We start from the raw sequence: 14,543 nt of genomic DNA, 5'->3' as shown, positions 1-14,543 counted from the left end.
CGACATGCATGCGCGCGTCTTCGGTCTGGAGCGGCACTGGCTGGAGCTGCGCGACTGCTATGCCGAGGGCAACAGCCTGCCGAGCCCCTGCCGCTCGGTCTGCCGCATCGACCCGGCCTCGGGCTATTGCGAAGGCTGCCTGCGCACGCTCGACGAGATCGCGCACTGGGGACCGATGACGCCCGCGCGCAAACGCCAACTCTGGGCGCAACTGCCCTTGCGTTTCGACCGGCTCGACCGCGAGCATGAGGCCGCCGCGCGGCGCGACGCCGACGCGGTCGATGCGATTCTCCGGGCCGCCCGCGCCCGGGCGAGGGAACAGCGATGAGGGAATTCGATCCCGGCAAGCCGACCGGTCATCCGCGCGAGCGCTTCGCGCGTCAGCCGATCACCGGACCGGCCTACGGACTGCTCATGAAGGGCATGGCGACGGCGGTGATGATCGGCATCGCCTTCACGTCGATGCGCGCCTTCGGCCAGACCTCCGATCTGCTCGACACCAACATGCGGGCCGGACTGGCGGCGGTGGCCGCGCTCATCTTCGGCAGCTACTGCGCGTTGCTGCGCTCGACCATGACCATCGACGGCGAAGGCCTGCGCCAGAGCTGGATGGCCAAGCGCCGCATCCGCTGGGACGAGATCGAGGCGATGCGCTTCGTGCGCATGCACGGCGGCGCGCGCCTGCTGGTGAAGCTGAGTGATGGCCGCGTCGTGGCGATGAATGCCGGCAGCGACCTGCTGTCGCGCGCCTTCGAACTGATGTCGCGCTGGTATCCGGTGGCCTGAGCGGCGAAGGCCGGGGCCGGATGAAGACGGCATCGGCCGCCTCACGCTGGCCGATGCCGAGGGCGGCGCGAATGCCGGCGAATGGATGGTCGCGCCGCCGACGTCAGCCGATGCCGGCCTTGCGCGATTCGTCGGCCAGCGCGCCGACCAGCTTGGCGACGCTCTCGGCATAGAGCTTCTCGAAGCGGCTGGCGACGGCCGATTCGAGCTTGCCGTCGCGCGCCTTGAGCTCGATGTCGCGCGCGAGCGCGGCGAGCGCCTCGGCGCCAACGATGGCGCTGTTCGACTTGAGCGTGTGCGCCGCGAGCCGGGTCGTGTCGACATCGCCGTCGCGCAGGCCGCGGATCACGTCGTTGGCAAGCTTGGGCGTCGTCTCAATGAACAGGCGCAGCGTCGTCACCACGAGCGGAACCTGACCCGCGCCGACCGGAATGCGCAGCCGGTCGAGGGCGGCGGGATCGAAGACGGGAGGGTTGTCGCGGCTGAGCATGGCGTGATGAAGATGGGTTGCGGCCCTCAGGCCGGAAGCGATAGCCCCCGACGATACTGCACCGCCTCGTTGACGTGGGCTGGCGTCAGGTCAATCTCCCCTGAAAGGTCGGCGATGCTGCGCGCGATCTTGAGCACGCGATGGAAGCTGCGCGCCGACCAGCCGAGTTTGGCGCTCACGGCCTGAAGCCGTTCGAGGGCGGCGGCGCTGGCGCGGCAGTGGCGCTCGACTTCGCCGGGTTCGAGGTCGGCATTGGGCTTTCCCTGGCGCTCGACCGCGCGAGCGCGGGCTTCGGCCACGCGCGCCGCCACGACGGCGCTCGGCTCGCCCGCGCCGGGCGCGACCAGTTCGGCCTCGGGAACCGCCGGCACTTCCACATGCAGATCGAGCCGATCCGCCAGCGGCCCCGAGATGCGGCCCTGGTAGCGCAGCACCGCCTCGGGCGTGCAGCGGCAGGCGGCGCGCGGATTGCCGCGCTGGCCGCAGGGGCAGGGATTCATCGCCGCGACGAGCTGGAAGCGGGCCGGGAACTCGGCCTGACGCGCCGCGCGCGAGATGGTGATGCGTCCGGCTTCGAGCGGCTCGCGCAGGGCTTCGAGCACGTTGCGCTGGAACTCGGGCAGTTCGTCGAGGAAGAGCACGCCGCGATGCGCGAGCGAGATCTCGCCCGGCCGCGGCGGATTGCCGCTGTGATATCCATTTGAAGATGCGACTGCGCAAGTTCACTGTCACTGGGAACGGTGAATGCTATTTACAAGCATTCCAGCGACTCGACTCCAAGTTTAAGCGCGACTGGTTAACGGAATACAGCTGATGACGCGACTGGATTTAAACAACCCTGTACGGAAGCTTCGCCCTTCCAAGCGAGGGGGAACCGGAAAGGTGGCGTTGCCTTCCAAGCAATCCGCCGGGCACGAGTCGCTTCTTGAGCGGGATCTGCTGCTGATGCTGGCGTTCGACCGTCGAGTAAAGAGCGTGCTCGAACAGCCGTTCCGGCTGGTCTACGAGTTCAACGGTGCCCAACGTCGCTACACGCCTGATGTCCAAGCCTTCTTCGCAGACAAGGGGCAGGAGTGGTGTTTGGTCTACGAGGTGAAGTACCGCGACGACCTTCGTGCGAATTGGTCCCAGTACAAGCCACGCTTCAAAGCTGCTGTTGCCCACTGCCGTGCGAACGGTTGGCGGTTCAAGCTCGTTACCGAGCATGAAATCCGTGGCCCGCAGATCGCGAACATTCAGTTCCTCAGGAGGTACCAGGATCTGCCTGAGCAGGAGCTGCATCGAGTGGCGTTGTTGCAACGGTTGGCGATTGCCGGCCCCACAACGCCTAAGGCGCTGCTTGCAGTCACCTGGTCCGACCCGGAGCGAAGGATGGCGGCGCTGTGCGAACTGTGGCGCCTTGTGGCTGTTGGCGAGATCGCTGTCGACCTAGGCATGCCGTTGACGATGTCCAGCCCGATCTGGAAGGGGGATTGATGGCCAGCGGAATTGCAGTTCAGTTCTTTGAGATCACGGTTGGCGCGATCGTCGTTTATGGAGCGACTCGCTACAAAGTGACCCACCTGATATCGGTCGACACCGTGCTGGCGGTCGATTTGACCTCTGGGGAAACCTGTCGTCTCCCGATTGAGCAGCTGAGGCTGGAGCCTAATGAGGAGGAGCAGGCGAGTGCCGCGCAGGAGCACGTTCCGCGTGATCTGAGCCTCTATTCGGCCGACGAATGGCGCGAAGCTCAGCGTCGCTTTGACGCGATCAAGGGGCTTCTCAACGATCCTTTTCGTACGCGGGAAGAGGCCAAGGCGTTAGCCGAGCAAGCTGGAGTTCATGTTGCGACGCTGTATCGGTGGCTTCATGAGTACCTGCGCGTGGGAAACGTCTCCGCGCTTGTTCCGGCGCGACGCGGTCGCAAGACCGGCACGCGGCTCCTGTCTGTGGAGGTCGAGGCGATCGTCGACTCGGTGATCGAGGCGTTCTATCTCGACAAGCAGCGTCACACACCACACGACACCATTGAAGAGATTCAGGCGCGATGCCGACTTGCGAAGCTTGAAGCCCCCCATCCCAACACCATTCGCAACCGAATTCGGCAGATACCGGAAATCGTCCGACTGAAGCGGCGTGGTCGCAGAGAAGAGGCGACCAATCGATTTACACCGATTAAAGGGACGATCGAGAACGCAACGCATCCGTTTGCCGTCGTACAGATCGATCACACGCCCATGGACATCATTGTCGTGGACGAGGTTTATCGACAGCCGATAGGAAGGCCCTATCTGACGCTGGCGATTGATGTTTTTAGTCGGATGGTGGCGGGCATTTATATCAGTCTCGCCCCTCCGAGTTCGGCATCGGTTGCCTTGTGTCTTGCCAACGCGATCTGCCCGAAGCGCGAGTACTTGGCATCGCTCGGGGTTTCAGGAAGCTGGCCTGTGTGGGGGAAGCCCGCTGTGGTCCATGTCGACAATGCTGAGGAGTTTCGAGGCTTGGCACTCGAGCGAGGCGCCGCCCAGCACGGCATCGATCTGCAGTTTCGTCCACCCGCAACGCCCAACTATGGTGGGCATATCGAGCGCCTCATCGGCACTACGATGCGCTGGGTCCACAAGATGCCTGGTACCACCTTCTCGAATCCGAGCCAGCGCAAGGGCTACGACTCAGAAGCGGAAGCAGCACTGACCATGAAAGAGCTCGAGCTCGAAGTGGTCGACTTCTTTGTGAACCGTTACCACCAGCGCCCGCACACGAAGCTTGGAGTGCCGCCGATCAAAAAGTGGGAGCGTGGCATTGTCGGAACCGACGAAGAGCCAGGACTGGGATTGATGCCAGTACCTGATGATCCACATCGCCTGCTGATCGATTTCATGCCGATGATCACTCGAACCGTGCAGCGGTACGGGATTCAGTGGGACAACATCACCTACTACGACCCGGTATTGGATCCGTTCATCAATGCGGCAGACGCCGACGATGAGCGGCGCAAGCAGAAGTTTGTCGTTCGTCGGGATCCTCGAGATATCAGCCGCGTCTACTTCTACAACCCGGATGCTGCTGCATACACGCCATTGCCCTACCGGAATATCAGTCACTCTGCGATGAGCCTTTTCGAGCTCATGGAGATTCGCAAGAGATTGACCGAAGAGGGGCACCGCGACATCGACGAGGGTCTCATCTTTGAGCACCTCGAACGCTTCCGCCGGCGTGTCGCCGAGGCAGTGCACAAGTCGAAGAAAGCTCGGAAAGCGCAGGCCCGTGGCCCTGTCGACGCGAGGCCGGTGGTTGCCTCGATTCCCTCGGCGCGCGGAGGGTCGACTCCAGTGCCCGTTCCGGTTCAGCCAGGCAGTAATGATCGGTCGCAGCCCTCGGCTCCGTTGCCTAGTGAGTCTGCCGTCGAAGAGGACATCTTTGCGGCGCCGATTCGCCCGTTTGACAACCTAGGGATGCGCCAATGACGAGCGTGCAGGACCATCTGCGTCCGGAAGCCCGTGCGGCGCTAGAGTTGCCACAGCCTGAGCGCATTGCGTTTTGTCGTGCCGATCGTTGGGTCGGTTACACCCGGGCCGAGCAGATTCTGCGGCAGGTTGACGACCTACTTCTGTACCCCCGCAGCTTGCGTATGCCGTGCTTGTTGATCGTTGGCCGATCGAACAATGGCAAGAGCTCAATCGTCGAGCAGGTGCTTCGTCGTCACCCCTATATCGTCAAAGACGATGGCACGCCTGGCTTCAGTATTTCTTGGATAGCGCTGCCGGCCACGCCGACCGAGAGCAACTTTTGGTCGGAGGTGCTCTGGTCGCGCAACATCTCGCATCGCGTGCAAGAGCGACCGGATGCCAAACGACTTGCCGCCATCGATGCGATGCGTTTCGCTAACACCCGGCTGCTGATCATCGACGAGATGAATCACTTGGCGAACGCGGGAAAGGAAGCTGGGAAACTCCTCGCTGGCATCAAGAACGCGACGTCTGCTCTCCGGATTCCGATCGTCGCGACGGGCACGCAGACGGCCATTCATGCGATGCGCAGTGAGCCGCAAATGATGACCCGCTTCGAGCCGATTGTGCTCGATCGCTGGACATTGAACACCGAGTACCTGCGCTTCCTTGCCAGCTATGAGCAGCTCCTACCTCTTGCGGAGCCATCTCAGTTGGCCAGCCGAGAGTTGGCTCCCCTGATCTACGGAATGGCTGGGGATGTGATCGGTGGAACTGTGGATGTCCTCAAGGAGCTGGCGGTATTCGCAATCGAAAGCGGCGTGGAACGCATCGACATTTCCTTGCTGACCAAGTTCAAGAAGACCCGTCTGCCCGACTGGGAAGACGCAGCAAGACGCGCCTGATGGCTGAATGGGCCTTTCAGCTGCGTCCTTACGCCGATGAGTTGCTCAGCAGCTTTCTTGCGCGAACGGCGCATGGCCATGGGAGCATGGCAGGGGCGTTTTGCCGCTTCCACCTGCGCGACAGCTGGTTTTTCACGCGGGATGTCGATCGTGGGATGGTGGTGTCCCAGCACGCGTTGCTAGCGCGCTTGGCCGGTTTGTCCCCACAAGAAATCAGCGCCCTGACACTCCGTTCTTGGGTGGATGCTTTGACGCCAGCTCGGTATCGAGCCACGGTGTCGCCTGCCGTCGTTCCCTGGATAAACGCGGCAGGGATCGTTCAGGCTCGTCGACGTTATCGGTCCCTGGCTTTCTGTCCTGCATGCCTTGAAGAGCGGCCCGTCGCTCTACGCCAATGGCGGTTGAGTTTCCATGTTTGGTGTAGCGTGCATGGGAGGCCGTTGCAAGATGGCTGCCCGCAGTGCGGGGCTGCATTTGTTCCTCACCTTGCTCGGGCAACGCTCCTGCGGTGTCACGCGTGCAGCTGCGCGCTGTCAGAAGGCATACAGGCCTCACACGGGAACCAGCTGGAGGTGGCGGCACTTCAGGCTCAAATGGATCAGTGGCTGACCGCAGCTGCCAACGGTGATACGGAATCGCGGGATCAGCTTGATGCGCTTCACGTCCTGACCTCAGTCATCCTGTTTGGACATTCTGGGCAAGCTCTTCGGACCACGATGAATGAGTTTCGATCGGAAGCGCCACGGAAAAGCCGGCTAGAGTTCCTGGGAATGACGGAGAGAGAATGCGCTATGAGTTGTCTGGCGCGCGTACTGAACGGCTGGCCCAATTCGTTTCGGCAATTGGCACAGCTCACGGGACTAACGCAGCGCAGCTTTGCGCGATTGGGTGCCGTCGCCTCCAGCGGCTCATGGCTGGGTGATGAGGTGGCAAAGTTGCGTCCAGGTTCCAAGCGCGCCCATGCTCGCCGGGATGAGTGCATGGTCGACCTGGAAGGTCGAGAGACTTCTGAGCACGGCAATTGGCGTGCTGAACGCGCGCAGCTCTTGATGAGGCGAGCAATCAAGCGTGGGCACTGATAGGGCAGGGCTGCGCTTTTGTGACAACTGCGGCCGTAACTTCATCAAAGCTGTCCGAGTTCATCTTGGCGCGGAGTACTGCCGAGCTTGCTACCAAACACAGTTCGTGCGAACCACATGTGTCCGTTGCTCCGGTTCCGCGCGAGTTCATCGGCTCTCAGTGCTTCCGCCCATGTGCGGAAAGTGCACGAGAGCCGAACGCATGTGCCTGCGTTGCGGACGTCTTACGCCGCGCGCGGCGAAGCTCGTAGATGGCAAAGCCGTTTGCGTTGGTTGTATTCGTCACTTCCAGCCCGAGCAGATCTGCGACGTGTGTGGTCGCCGGTCCAGATTCAATTCCAGAGTGCGTTTATCTGAGTTCGACCCTGGCAATGACGGTGCGTTGACTGACAGCGAGGCTGGCTATATCGGGCATGTGTGTGAGTCCTGCCAGAGGCGGGGAACGCATGCGACGTGCGCGACATGCCGCAAACACCGGAAGGTGATTGCCTTCGATTTCCAACAAAGGCCGTTGTGCGAAGGGTGTGCCGCCGTTGAGCCAGCACACCATGCCTGTTCTCAATGCGGCACCGACGTGTCTGGGCGGGGGCAAGGCCTTTGCGAACTTTGTAGAGGGCGTAAAGCGACTGAGCGCCGAGCCGCGCTATTGGCAGCGAGCATTGAGCATTTGTGGTGTCGGGAGCTATGGAACGATTTTGCTCATCAACTCATTGAATCTCCTGGGCGGGTGAACAAGGCGGCCAAGGTCCTCATGGCATCGATTGATTATTTTCAGTCGCTTGAGAAGCTGTATGAGGATCGTTCCCTGTTAACGACCGCTTCCTTTCATGAACGAGTGAGCAGCTTGGAACATCGGCGACACCTATTGGCTTATCGCTTTTTATTAAGTCGATTGGGTGCTTGCGGCGTGGACAACGAGCGTGAGAAGTCGAATGAAAAGCGGCGCCTTCACGCTGTCTTCGCTCGTGCTCGCGGGCGTCCGTATGCTCCCTTGCTTGAAGGTTATGTAAATGCACTTCGTGCTGGACATGTCTCTGAGCGGACAATACGGCTGTACGCTGCAGTTACACAGAAATTCTGTGAGAGCGCAGCAGTTGATACGACTGTACCTTGCAGTTCAGGGGCGATAGCGCAGTACCTTGCGCATTCGCCGGGGAGTGCAAGTAGCCTCTCTCGCTTTATTTGTTATTGCAGGGATGTGCTGGGCTGGCAGATTTCAATGCCATCCAAAGCCACTCTTGCTTTTAATGATGTGACAGCGCAGCGGTCTTTAATTGGCCTGCGTAACGCATTGGAGGCTGTAGCAGGGCGATCTGTGGGCGACCTCAGGCTGGTCGAAGTTGTTCGTATTATCTCTGTCGCAACTGGTTTGAGTAAGAAGTATCTTCTCAGGTCCGGTGCTGTTGATCCCCTTGAGAAGGGGGTGGTGCTGATATCGAAGGTGGCGCGTATCGAGTCGGGGCATTTGCTGTATCCATACGCTGTCCGTTGGCGTGAATTAATTGCTAAACGGGAGAGTTTTATTGATATAAGCGGCCCATGAATGCTATTGCTATACGGCAAGGTGTGCAGGTCGTGTGGGGGAGATTGCTTGTCGTGTGTAAGTGGAATGGCTTTAAAAAACTAAAGGCGCTTGCTGAAAAAAATAGGGCATTGCAAAGAAGTTTGTCTTTAATGGGTATTGGTAAAGTGATAGGCATTGATTTTCAATGTTTGTTTAACGCCTTCAGTGTCTAATGCATAATTTGAATAATTAAGTTCGTCGTGCATGGATGGTGTAATTGATTGACCTGAAAGGTGAGTCTCGTCCAAGAAAGTCTGTCGCCTAGGGATGGCCTGATAAACCCGGCCGCCTGACTGCGGCGCAAATCTGGCCATCAACGCTTCAAATCACAAATGCCTGTTGCCGCCGGTGGAAAACTGACCCACTCCGTCGGCTGAAATCTGACCCACCTGGCTGACGATGGCGGCTTTGAGAAGCCGCCGGAATGCTGAGCCAGGAGCAGGCGACGGAGATACGAGTACTGGCCCGACGTGGCGTCGGGATACGGGAATGGCGAGGCAGCTGGGCTGCTCGCGCAACACGGTTCGGCGGTACCTCGCCGACGAGCAGGCCACGCGCGACAGGCCGCGTGCGGCGAGGGTCACCAAGCTCGAGCCGTTCGAGGACTATCTGCGCGAGCGGGTAGCTGTCGCCCGGCCGCATTGGATACCGGCGGCGGTGCTGCTGCGAGAACTGCGCGAGCGCGGCTACACCGGCGGGGTCACACAGCTGAAGGTGTGGCTGGCGCCGCTCAAGCGGGCAACGCCCGAGCCGGTCGTGCGCTTCGAGACGCTGCCGGGCCAGCAGATGCAGGCGGACTTCACCCTGGTGCGCCGCGGCGCGGGGGAAAGCTGCGACATGATCGGCTCCGGTTCGGAATCGGGCGGGATTGCCCGGAACCGGCCACCCACGCCGCAGCGCAAGCAGTCAGGGGTCGAAGGCGCAGCCGCAGACGGCCGCAAGGCCGCCAGCGTGCACCGCACGCGCCGCCCTTGACGGCGAGAACGGCGTGGTAGGTTGAAAGGGCACGTCAGGACCACCCCCCACCCGCACCACCTCTCCCGAGGCAAGCGCAGCGCGCAGCGGCGTCGCCGCGAAGGCGTCAGCGATGGAAGCACTGACGGGGCGAGGCGCCAGGACGGACAGGACTGGGGCTCGATGCGCAGCACGACAGCGCGACCGGGTTGCCCCGGTGACGCAGAGGAAATGGGGGTTGGAAGTTCCAAGCCTGTCGCCGACCCAGTATCGCCGCCGGCTTGTTCCGGACCGGAGAAAATGCTAGGAGGCTCGAAAGGAACCTGGTAACTTGGCGCCGTCGGCTACTTGGCACGAAAGATGAGCGATATCCGTACTTTTGACATGTTCTGCGGCGGGGGTGGCAGCAGCCTGGGCGCAAGAGCTGCAGGCGCCCGAATCGTCGGCGGCGTCGATCTCTGGGCGCCCGCAACGGACTCGTTCACCCTGAACTTTCCGGGTGCTGCTGTCTTCAACAAGGATCTGCGTCAGCTGACGCCATCAGCAGTCATCAAGAAGACCGGCGACATCGATCTGCTTCTGTCTTCCCCCGAGTGCACGCACCACACATGCGCCAGAGGAAGCAAGCCCCAGTCGGAGGAAAGCAAGGAGACGGCGCTCCAGGTCATCCGGTACGCGAAGGCGATGAAGCCCCGGTGGATCGTGCTGGAAAACGTGGTCCACATGCGGCCCTGGGCGCGTTATCCGGAACTCAAGGAGAAGCTTGGCGCGATCGGCTATCACCTGCGGGAACAGATCCTCGATGCGTCCAACTTCGGGGTACCGCAGAAGCGCCGCCGCCTGTTCCTTCTCGCCGATCTCAAAGCAGTCCCCCAGGCGGTTCTGCCGAATGACGAAGCGGTCCTGTCGGCCCGGTCGATTCTCGATCCGGAAGGCACATGGCCGACAACGGTGTTGCGTACGCCCGGACGCGCCAAAGACACGCTGGCGCGGGCCGACCGTGCCATTGCTCAACTGGGTAGCAAGGCGTCGTTCCTGCTGGTGTACTACGGCAGTGACGGGGCCGGTGGCTGGCAGTCCCTCGACATGCCGCTGCGTACCGTCACCACCATAGACCGTTTTGCGCTGGTCCGGCCAGGACCAGATGGAAAGCACCGCATGCGCATGCTGCAACCATCCGAGATTCGTCGAGCAATGGGCTTCCCGGAGGGCTATGTCTTTCCGGATGTCACGCGCCGCGAGCGCGTGAAGCTGCTCGGCAATGCCGTCTGCTCGCCGGTCATGACTGCGATCGTTCGCTCGCTATGCCAGCCGTCGGTCAGTCATGAAATCGCATCACGCCCGGCCGTCGGGCGTGCGTGGTGTAGCGATGCGCGATCTCTTCCATCAGAGCGCGTCGCAGCCTGAAAACGGGCCTGCCGTCGACAGCCGTCTTCTGTGCAAGAGCCATGAAGCAGCGGCAGGAGACGAGCAGGTGCCACTCTCCCGGAAGCGACACGGCCAGAGTGATCTTTCCAATGTCCATCACGCTGTCGTTGCGGTAGCGAAGCGTGCTCGGCGCCTTCTTGGCGTCTTTCGGCACACCGGTGAACGCACCCATCAGGGGCACCGGAACCAGGAGCGCAAGGAGATAGCGGTGCGTACTGACCTTGCCCTGGACATGATCACATTCGGGGCCGAACTCGACGACATGCAGCTTGGTTGAACGTCGCTCGTCGTCTGTCAGCTCCCGGGTCGCGAACTCCTGCCGGATCAGAGTGGCGTCGTCGTGATGAAAGGCTCTCACGAACGGCCCCGAGTTGATGAAGCTCGATCCCAATGCCGTCACGGTGCCGCGTGCCCACATGGGCAGGTCCGTGTCGGCGCCAAACTCCTCGACCAAGTAGCTTGCATTGAGTTGCGACTTGGTGACCGAGGCAGGACATGCCGGCCGCCTTTCCGCCGAAACGATGTCGAGCAGGTTCTGAACATCCTGGGCCGCAGGTTCAGGCTCCCGTCCGATCAGCGACAGCTGATCCTCCAGTAGGGGCAGCAGGGCCGCATCGAGGGCAGGAATCAGTTCCTGCCGAGCTTCATGCTGGCCTACTGCTTCGCAGGCGAGAAACGCGAGCAGATTCTCCCAGTCGCCGGTCGGTGCTGCTGCAGTTCTGACCAGTCCGAAGACACGGTTGGTCGTTCTGGCCGCTGCACGCGCAACCCGATCTTCCCAGGACGCGGCCACGGCAAGAGTCATGAAGCTGCTGATCCGTTCAAGGATCAGGTCTCTCAGTCGCGCGGCATCGAAATCTTCACTGCGACTGGGCTCAGCGACCTTGAAGACATCGTTCTTGTCGATTGCCGCGTGTCCGATCGGCGGCATCAGCCCGGCCACCGGCGCGCGCTCCCGAATCAGCACGGCGATGTTGTCGCTGTCCCTGGGAAACTGGGACCAGAAGACGAGAACGTAGGGACCCGGAGCGACGATCTGCTTGAGGCACTTGATGATGTTCGCGGCATGAGTCTTTTCGTTGTTCGGGCCTCCGCCAACGAGATGAATATCGGTGAAGACGATCCTGATACCCGGCAGTGGCTGGGCAGGCGCGTTTTCGAGCTTGCCGTCCTCGAACCGGAAGGGGAGCGCGCAGAACCCTGCTTTGCCAAGACCCCACACGATCTTCTGAAGGTGGTCGTCGACATCGTCAATCGCAACGACTCGGGTATACAGAGGAATCATTTTTCGTTCTTGAACGAGAAGACGATGGCGGCCCCGTCATAGGCTTCGGGAAGGTCAATCGTGTCTCTCAGGTCTGCCGCATCGATAACCTCGAGCTTTCCCCCGATCGAATCCATCACAGTCTTGCAGTAGAACAGCCCGAGCCCCATTCCGCCCGCGCGCGTTGAATGGAACGGCCGTCCGAACTGATCCCTGGGCAACTGGAAGCCCGGGCCGTTGTCGACGACCGCAATGAGGCCGCCGGTTTCATCATCCCAGTGCGACAGGACAAGAATGGCACCGGGCTCCTTGCGTCCGTCGAGCTCCTTCCGAAACCGGGTCCAATAGATGGCATTGTCGATGACGTTGCTCAGGGCAGCCACCATGAGCCCGCGCGGGAGTACCTGTGTGAAGGAGTGCTTCCGATCCGGATCGGTCGTCCAGTTCGAGAAGACGACACCATGACGCTGGAACCGGTCCTCGTGCATCCCGCTCGCACGTTCCACGAGATCCTCGACGGTCACCTTGCGTGGAGGATCGCGTTGCAGCAGCGGCTTGAACGTGTCGAGCAGCTTTCTCAGGTGATCGACTTCGCGGCGAATGTCGTCGGGGTCAGCCGTGCCCTGAAGCTTGCGTTGAACACGATCGATGCTGTGGACAATCTCATGGAAGATCAGGGCCAAGTTTATCCCCGCCATGCCCGAAGACACCATGACCTCGCGGAATGTCTTCAGCTCCTGCTGAATCGACTGCAGGATCGGCTTGACTTCCTTTTCGATTCCGCGCTGCTTGCCCAGTGTTTCCAGCCGCTCCAGCGCGACCTGCACCGGCGGCGGCGTCTCCTGCTCGCCCTTCAGCGCCTTGTCGATCTCAGCTCTGTCCCCCGCGTGCTCACGGTGAAAGCGGTCGAAGATGCTGAGCACGATCCGCTTCAGTCGCTGAAAGGCCTCGTTGTCGTCGAACCCTTCCCGGTTGGTTTTCTCCTTCAATGACGAACTGCTGACCAGACTCAGCCCGATCTGGGCAATCACACTTTGCGTACCCAGCTTGCCGGCAGGCCGATTGATGCGGCGGGCATCCAGTCCGAGCCAGTCCTCACCGGGTTCTCCGTAGTTGAACACCCGGATGTTGTCGCGGTACACGCGGACACCAGTCTGGTTGTCGAGCCACTTCTTGAGCTGCTGCGGAGCGCCCGATGCTTTCAGGATTTCGTCGCGTCGATGAAAGGCGTGGAACCTGCCGCTGATGGGGCCGATCCCCTTCAGGTCGTCCGGCACCAGAAAGATCCTGTCGTCACGTTTCTGCCGCATGCGTCCCGCTTCGACGGGAAGCTCATCTTCATCGGGTTCCAGCAGCTGCAACTTCTCGACGTCGTGCGCTTCGCGGGCTTTCAGCCCCTTGAAGCGCGGAGGCGTGAACGCGTAGGCCCACGTCAACATGCCGCTCTCGTCGAGCGTGAACTCGAAATTCCAGACCGCAGCGTCGAGCATCTGCTGGAGCGTCGGCAGCCCTTCAATCTCCTCTTCGCGACCTGGCAGGTGCAGATTGACCTCGAAAGACTTGGCGGCGTCGAAGGGATTACTGAGCGATGTGATCAGGCGATAAAGATCACGGATGTCTCGCCGACTCCACTGCTCTCGATGCAGTCCCGTGATCACTACCCGCGTTCCCGACCCGGCTGTGAACACCTTCGGGGTCGAGTTCTCCTCAACGCTGACGTGAAGTCCATCGCCAAGATAGCGGGCACTGTCGATGAGCTGGCCCCAGTTGATGGAGAACTCATACTCCGGCTGGCCGGCTTGGCGGGTGGTCAGCGTAACCTTCTCGCCGAGCTTCTGCACCGCAAGTCGGCCGACTCCCTTTTCCCCCAGGGGGAGGCGGCCCATTGCGCTTCGTTGTCGCGTCGTCGCTCGGCGCTTCGAGTCCGTGCCGATCTCCAGCCAAGCCGTCTCGATCGTGCCGGCCGACATGCCGGTGCCGTTGTCATTGACGGTGATGGCTGGAGGCTTGGCATCGAGCGCCAGCGTCACGTCGACGACGGTTGCGTCGGCGTCGTAGGAGTTCTTGACCAGTTCGAAGACGGCAAGACGATCATGGCCGATCAACTCGTCGCCCAGCAGCTTCAGCACGTGGGACTGAACCCGGAACGGCACACTTATAGGCATGGCTATTCTCCTGCCTCGTGCGGGGCGTGCATGAGGGATCGGCGCTTCCCGTCAGAAACGAAAGCACCTTTCGCGACAAGGCGACCAGGTCCGAGACCTCGCATTCCCACACGATGAGCACTTCCCAGTCGGCCTCGACCAGAGCCTGCTGCATCAGGGCATCGCGTCGCATGTTCGTGTTCAACTTGGTCAGCCAGAACTCGATGTTGGATTTCGGGGTGTAGGCGAACCGGCATCCCGGGTGACGATGCCAGAAGCAGCCATGGACGAAGATGACCTTGCGCAGGCGGGGAAACGCGAGGTCCGGTGATCCGGGCAAGTCGCGCCGGTGGAGGCGAAAGCGAAAGCCCAGGCCGTGAACAAGCCTGCGAACCGCCATTTCCGGCTTCGTGTTCTTGCCCCTGATGCTGGCCATCATCCTTGAGCGCCGGTCTGGCGTGACGATGTCCATCAGGCACCTTGCGCGCGCCGGCATTT

General features: G+C 61.3%; 12 protein-coding genes and 2 pseudogenes. 9 read left to right on the top strand and 5 right to left on the bottom strand.

The features are described 5' to 3' along the window. Positions 1-4: 4 nt before the first annotated feature. Together H566_RS28405 and H566_RS0113765 are read left to right on the top strand one after the other, a co-directional pair. Positions 5-328, top strand: coding sequence for a DUF1289 domain-containing protein (locus H566_RS28405; protein WP_084545100.1), 324 nt, complete (start codon positions 5-7; stop codon positions 326-328). Further along, positions 325-786 carry a PH domain-containing protein gene (locus H566_RS0113765; RefSeq protein WP_028311892.1) on the top strand — a complete coding sequence of 154 codons (462 nt, stop codon included), beginning with the start codon at positions 325-327 and terminating at the stop codon, positions 784-786. Before H566_RS28405 ends, H566_RS0113765 begins: the two co-directional genes overlap by 4 nt. Positions 787-889: 103 nt before the next feature. Here H566_RS0113765 and H566_RS0113760 read toward each other — a convergent pair whose 3' ends face one another. Together H566_RS0113760 and H566_RS25105 are read right to left on the bottom strand one after the other, a co-directional pair. Further along, positions 890-1,276: an Hpt domain-containing protein gene (locus H566_RS0113760; RefSeq protein WP_028311891.1), complete on the bottom strand. Its 387-nt coding sequence runs from the start codon at positions 1,274-1,276 to the stop codon at positions 890-892. Positions 1,277-1,302: 26 nt separating this feature from the next. Beyond that, positions 1,303-1,962, bottom strand: a pseudogene (locus H566_RS25105) (ATP-binding protein); the annotation flags it as partial. A gap of 202 nt (positions 1,963-2,164) precedes the next feature. Between H566_RS25105 and H566_RS0113750 the strand changes: the two are divergent. The 7 genes and pseudogenes from H566_RS0113750 to H566_RS28395 all read left to right on the top strand — a co-directional run bounded on the left by H566_RS0113750 (position 2,165) and on the right by H566_RS28395 (position 10,616). After that, entirely contained in the window at positions 2,165-2,752 is a 588-nt protein-coding gene (locus H566_RS0113750; protein WP_211238093.1) for a TnsA endonuclease N-terminal domain-containing protein, read from the top strand. Continuing rightward, positions 2,752-4,725, top strand: coding sequence for a Mu transposase C-terminal domain-containing protein (locus tag H566_RS25100; protein ID WP_034411805.1), 1,974 nt, complete (start codon positions 2,752-2,754; stop codon positions 4,723-4,725). Before H566_RS0113750 ends, H566_RS25100 begins: the two co-directional genes overlap by 1 nt. Continuing rightward, complete coding sequence (locus H566_RS0113735) at positions 4,722-5,612, top strand: TniB family NTP-binding protein (protein WP_028311887.1); 891 nt, start codon at positions 4,722-4,724, stop codon at positions 5,610-5,612. Before H566_RS25100 ends, H566_RS0113735 begins: the two co-directional genes overlap by 4 nt. Beyond that, positions 5,612-6,691 carry a TniQ family protein gene (locus tag H566_RS30575; protein ID WP_084545098.1) on the top strand — a complete coding sequence of 360 codons (1,080 nt, stop codon included), beginning with the start codon at positions 5,612-5,614 and terminating at the stop codon, positions 6,689-6,691. Before H566_RS0113735 ends, H566_RS30575 begins: the two co-directional genes overlap by 1 nt. Before the next feature lie 646 nt (positions 6,692-7,337). Beyond that, positions 7,338-8,234 carry a hypothetical protein gene (locus H566_RS29085; protein ID WP_156924439.1) on the top strand — a complete coding sequence of 299 codons (897 nt, stop codon included), beginning with the start codon at positions 7,338-7,340 and terminating at the stop codon, positions 8,232-8,234. 445 nt (positions 8,235-8,679) lie between these two features. After that, positions 8,680-9,074, top strand: a pseudogene (locus H566_RS25095) (helix-turn-helix domain-containing protein); the annotation flags it as partial. Positions 9,075-9,569: 495 nt separating this feature from the next. Then, a complete protein-coding gene (locus tag H566_RS28395) occupies positions 9,570-10,616 on the top strand; it encodes a DNA cytosine methyltransferase (protein ID WP_084545097.1) in 1,047 nt (348 codons plus the stop codon). On the opposite strand, the gene H566_RS0113720 is transcribed toward H566_RS28395, so the two are convergent. The 3 genes from H566_RS0113720 to H566_RS28390 are packed head-to-tail and all read right to left on the bottom strand — an operon-like array spanning position 10,528 to position 14,517. Next, the gene (locus H566_RS0113720; RefSeq protein WP_028311885.1) at positions 10,528-11,922 is read right to left on the bottom strand and encodes a hypothetical protein; all 1,395 of its coding nucleotides are present in this window, start codon (positions 11,920-11,922) and stop codon (positions 10,528-10,530) included. The genes H566_RS28395 and H566_RS0113720 overlap by 89 nt on opposite strands. After that, entirely contained in the window at positions 11,919-14,030 is a 2,112-nt protein-coding gene (locus H566_RS0113715; protein ID WP_169732535.1) for an ATP-binding protein, read from the bottom strand. Before H566_RS0113715 ends, H566_RS0113720 begins: the two co-directional genes overlap by 4 nt. Next, positions 13,993-14,517 carry a very short patch repair endonuclease gene (locus H566_RS28390; RefSeq protein ID WP_084545163.1) on the bottom strand — a complete coding sequence of 175 codons (525 nt, stop codon included), beginning with the start codon at positions 14,515-14,517 and terminating at the stop codon, positions 13,993-13,995. Before H566_RS28390 ends, H566_RS0113715 begins: the two co-directional genes overlap by 38 nt. Positions 14,518-14,543 lie beyond the last annotated feature (26 nt).

It is taken from the genome of Derxia gummosa DSM 723 (assembly GCF_000482785.1).
Taxonomy (GTDB): Bacteria; Pseudomonadota; Gammaproteobacteria; order Burkholderiales; family Burkholderiaceae_E; genus Derxia; species Derxia gummosa.
This window is presented reverse-complemented; position numbering and strand designations above follow the sequence as displayed.

Excerpts from the sequence above, each read along its gene's own strand:
- H566_RS28405 (WP_084545100.1), top strand. The coding sequence starts at position 5 with ATGCATGCGCGCGTCTTCGGTCTGGAGCGGCACTGGCTGGAGCTGCGC.
- H566_RS0113765 (WP_028311892.1), top strand. The coding sequence starts at position 325 with ATGAGGGAATTCGATCCCGGCAAGCCGACCGGTCATCCGCGCGAGCGC.
- H566_RS0113760 (WP_028311891.1), bottom strand. The coding sequence starts at position 1,276 with ATGCTCAGCCGCGACAACCCTCCCGTCTTCGATCCCGCCGCCCTCGAC.
- H566_RS25100 (WP_034411805.1), top strand. The coding sequence starts at position 2,752 with ATGGCCAGCGGAATTGCAGTTCAGTTCTTTGAGATCACGGTTGGCGCG.
- H566_RS0113735 (WP_028311887.1), top strand. The coding sequence starts at position 4,722 with ATGACGAGCGTGCAGGACCATCTGCGTCCGGAAGCCCGTGCGGCGCTA.
- H566_RS30575 (WP_084545098.1), top strand. The coding sequence starts at position 5,612 with ATGGCTGAATGGGCCTTTCAGCTGCGTCCTTACGCCGATGAGTTGCTC.
- H566_RS28395 (WP_084545097.1), top strand. The coding sequence starts at position 9,570 with ATGAGCGATATCCGTACTTTTGACATGTTCTGCGGCGGGGGTGGCAGC.
- H566_RS0113720 (WP_028311885.1), bottom strand. The coding sequence starts at position 11,922 with ATGATTCCTCTGTATACCCGAGTCGTTGCGATTGACGATGTCGACGAC.
- H566_RS28390 (WP_084545163.1), bottom strand. The coding sequence starts at position 14,517 with ATGGACATCGTCACGCCAGACCGGCGCTCAAGGATGATGGCCAGCATC.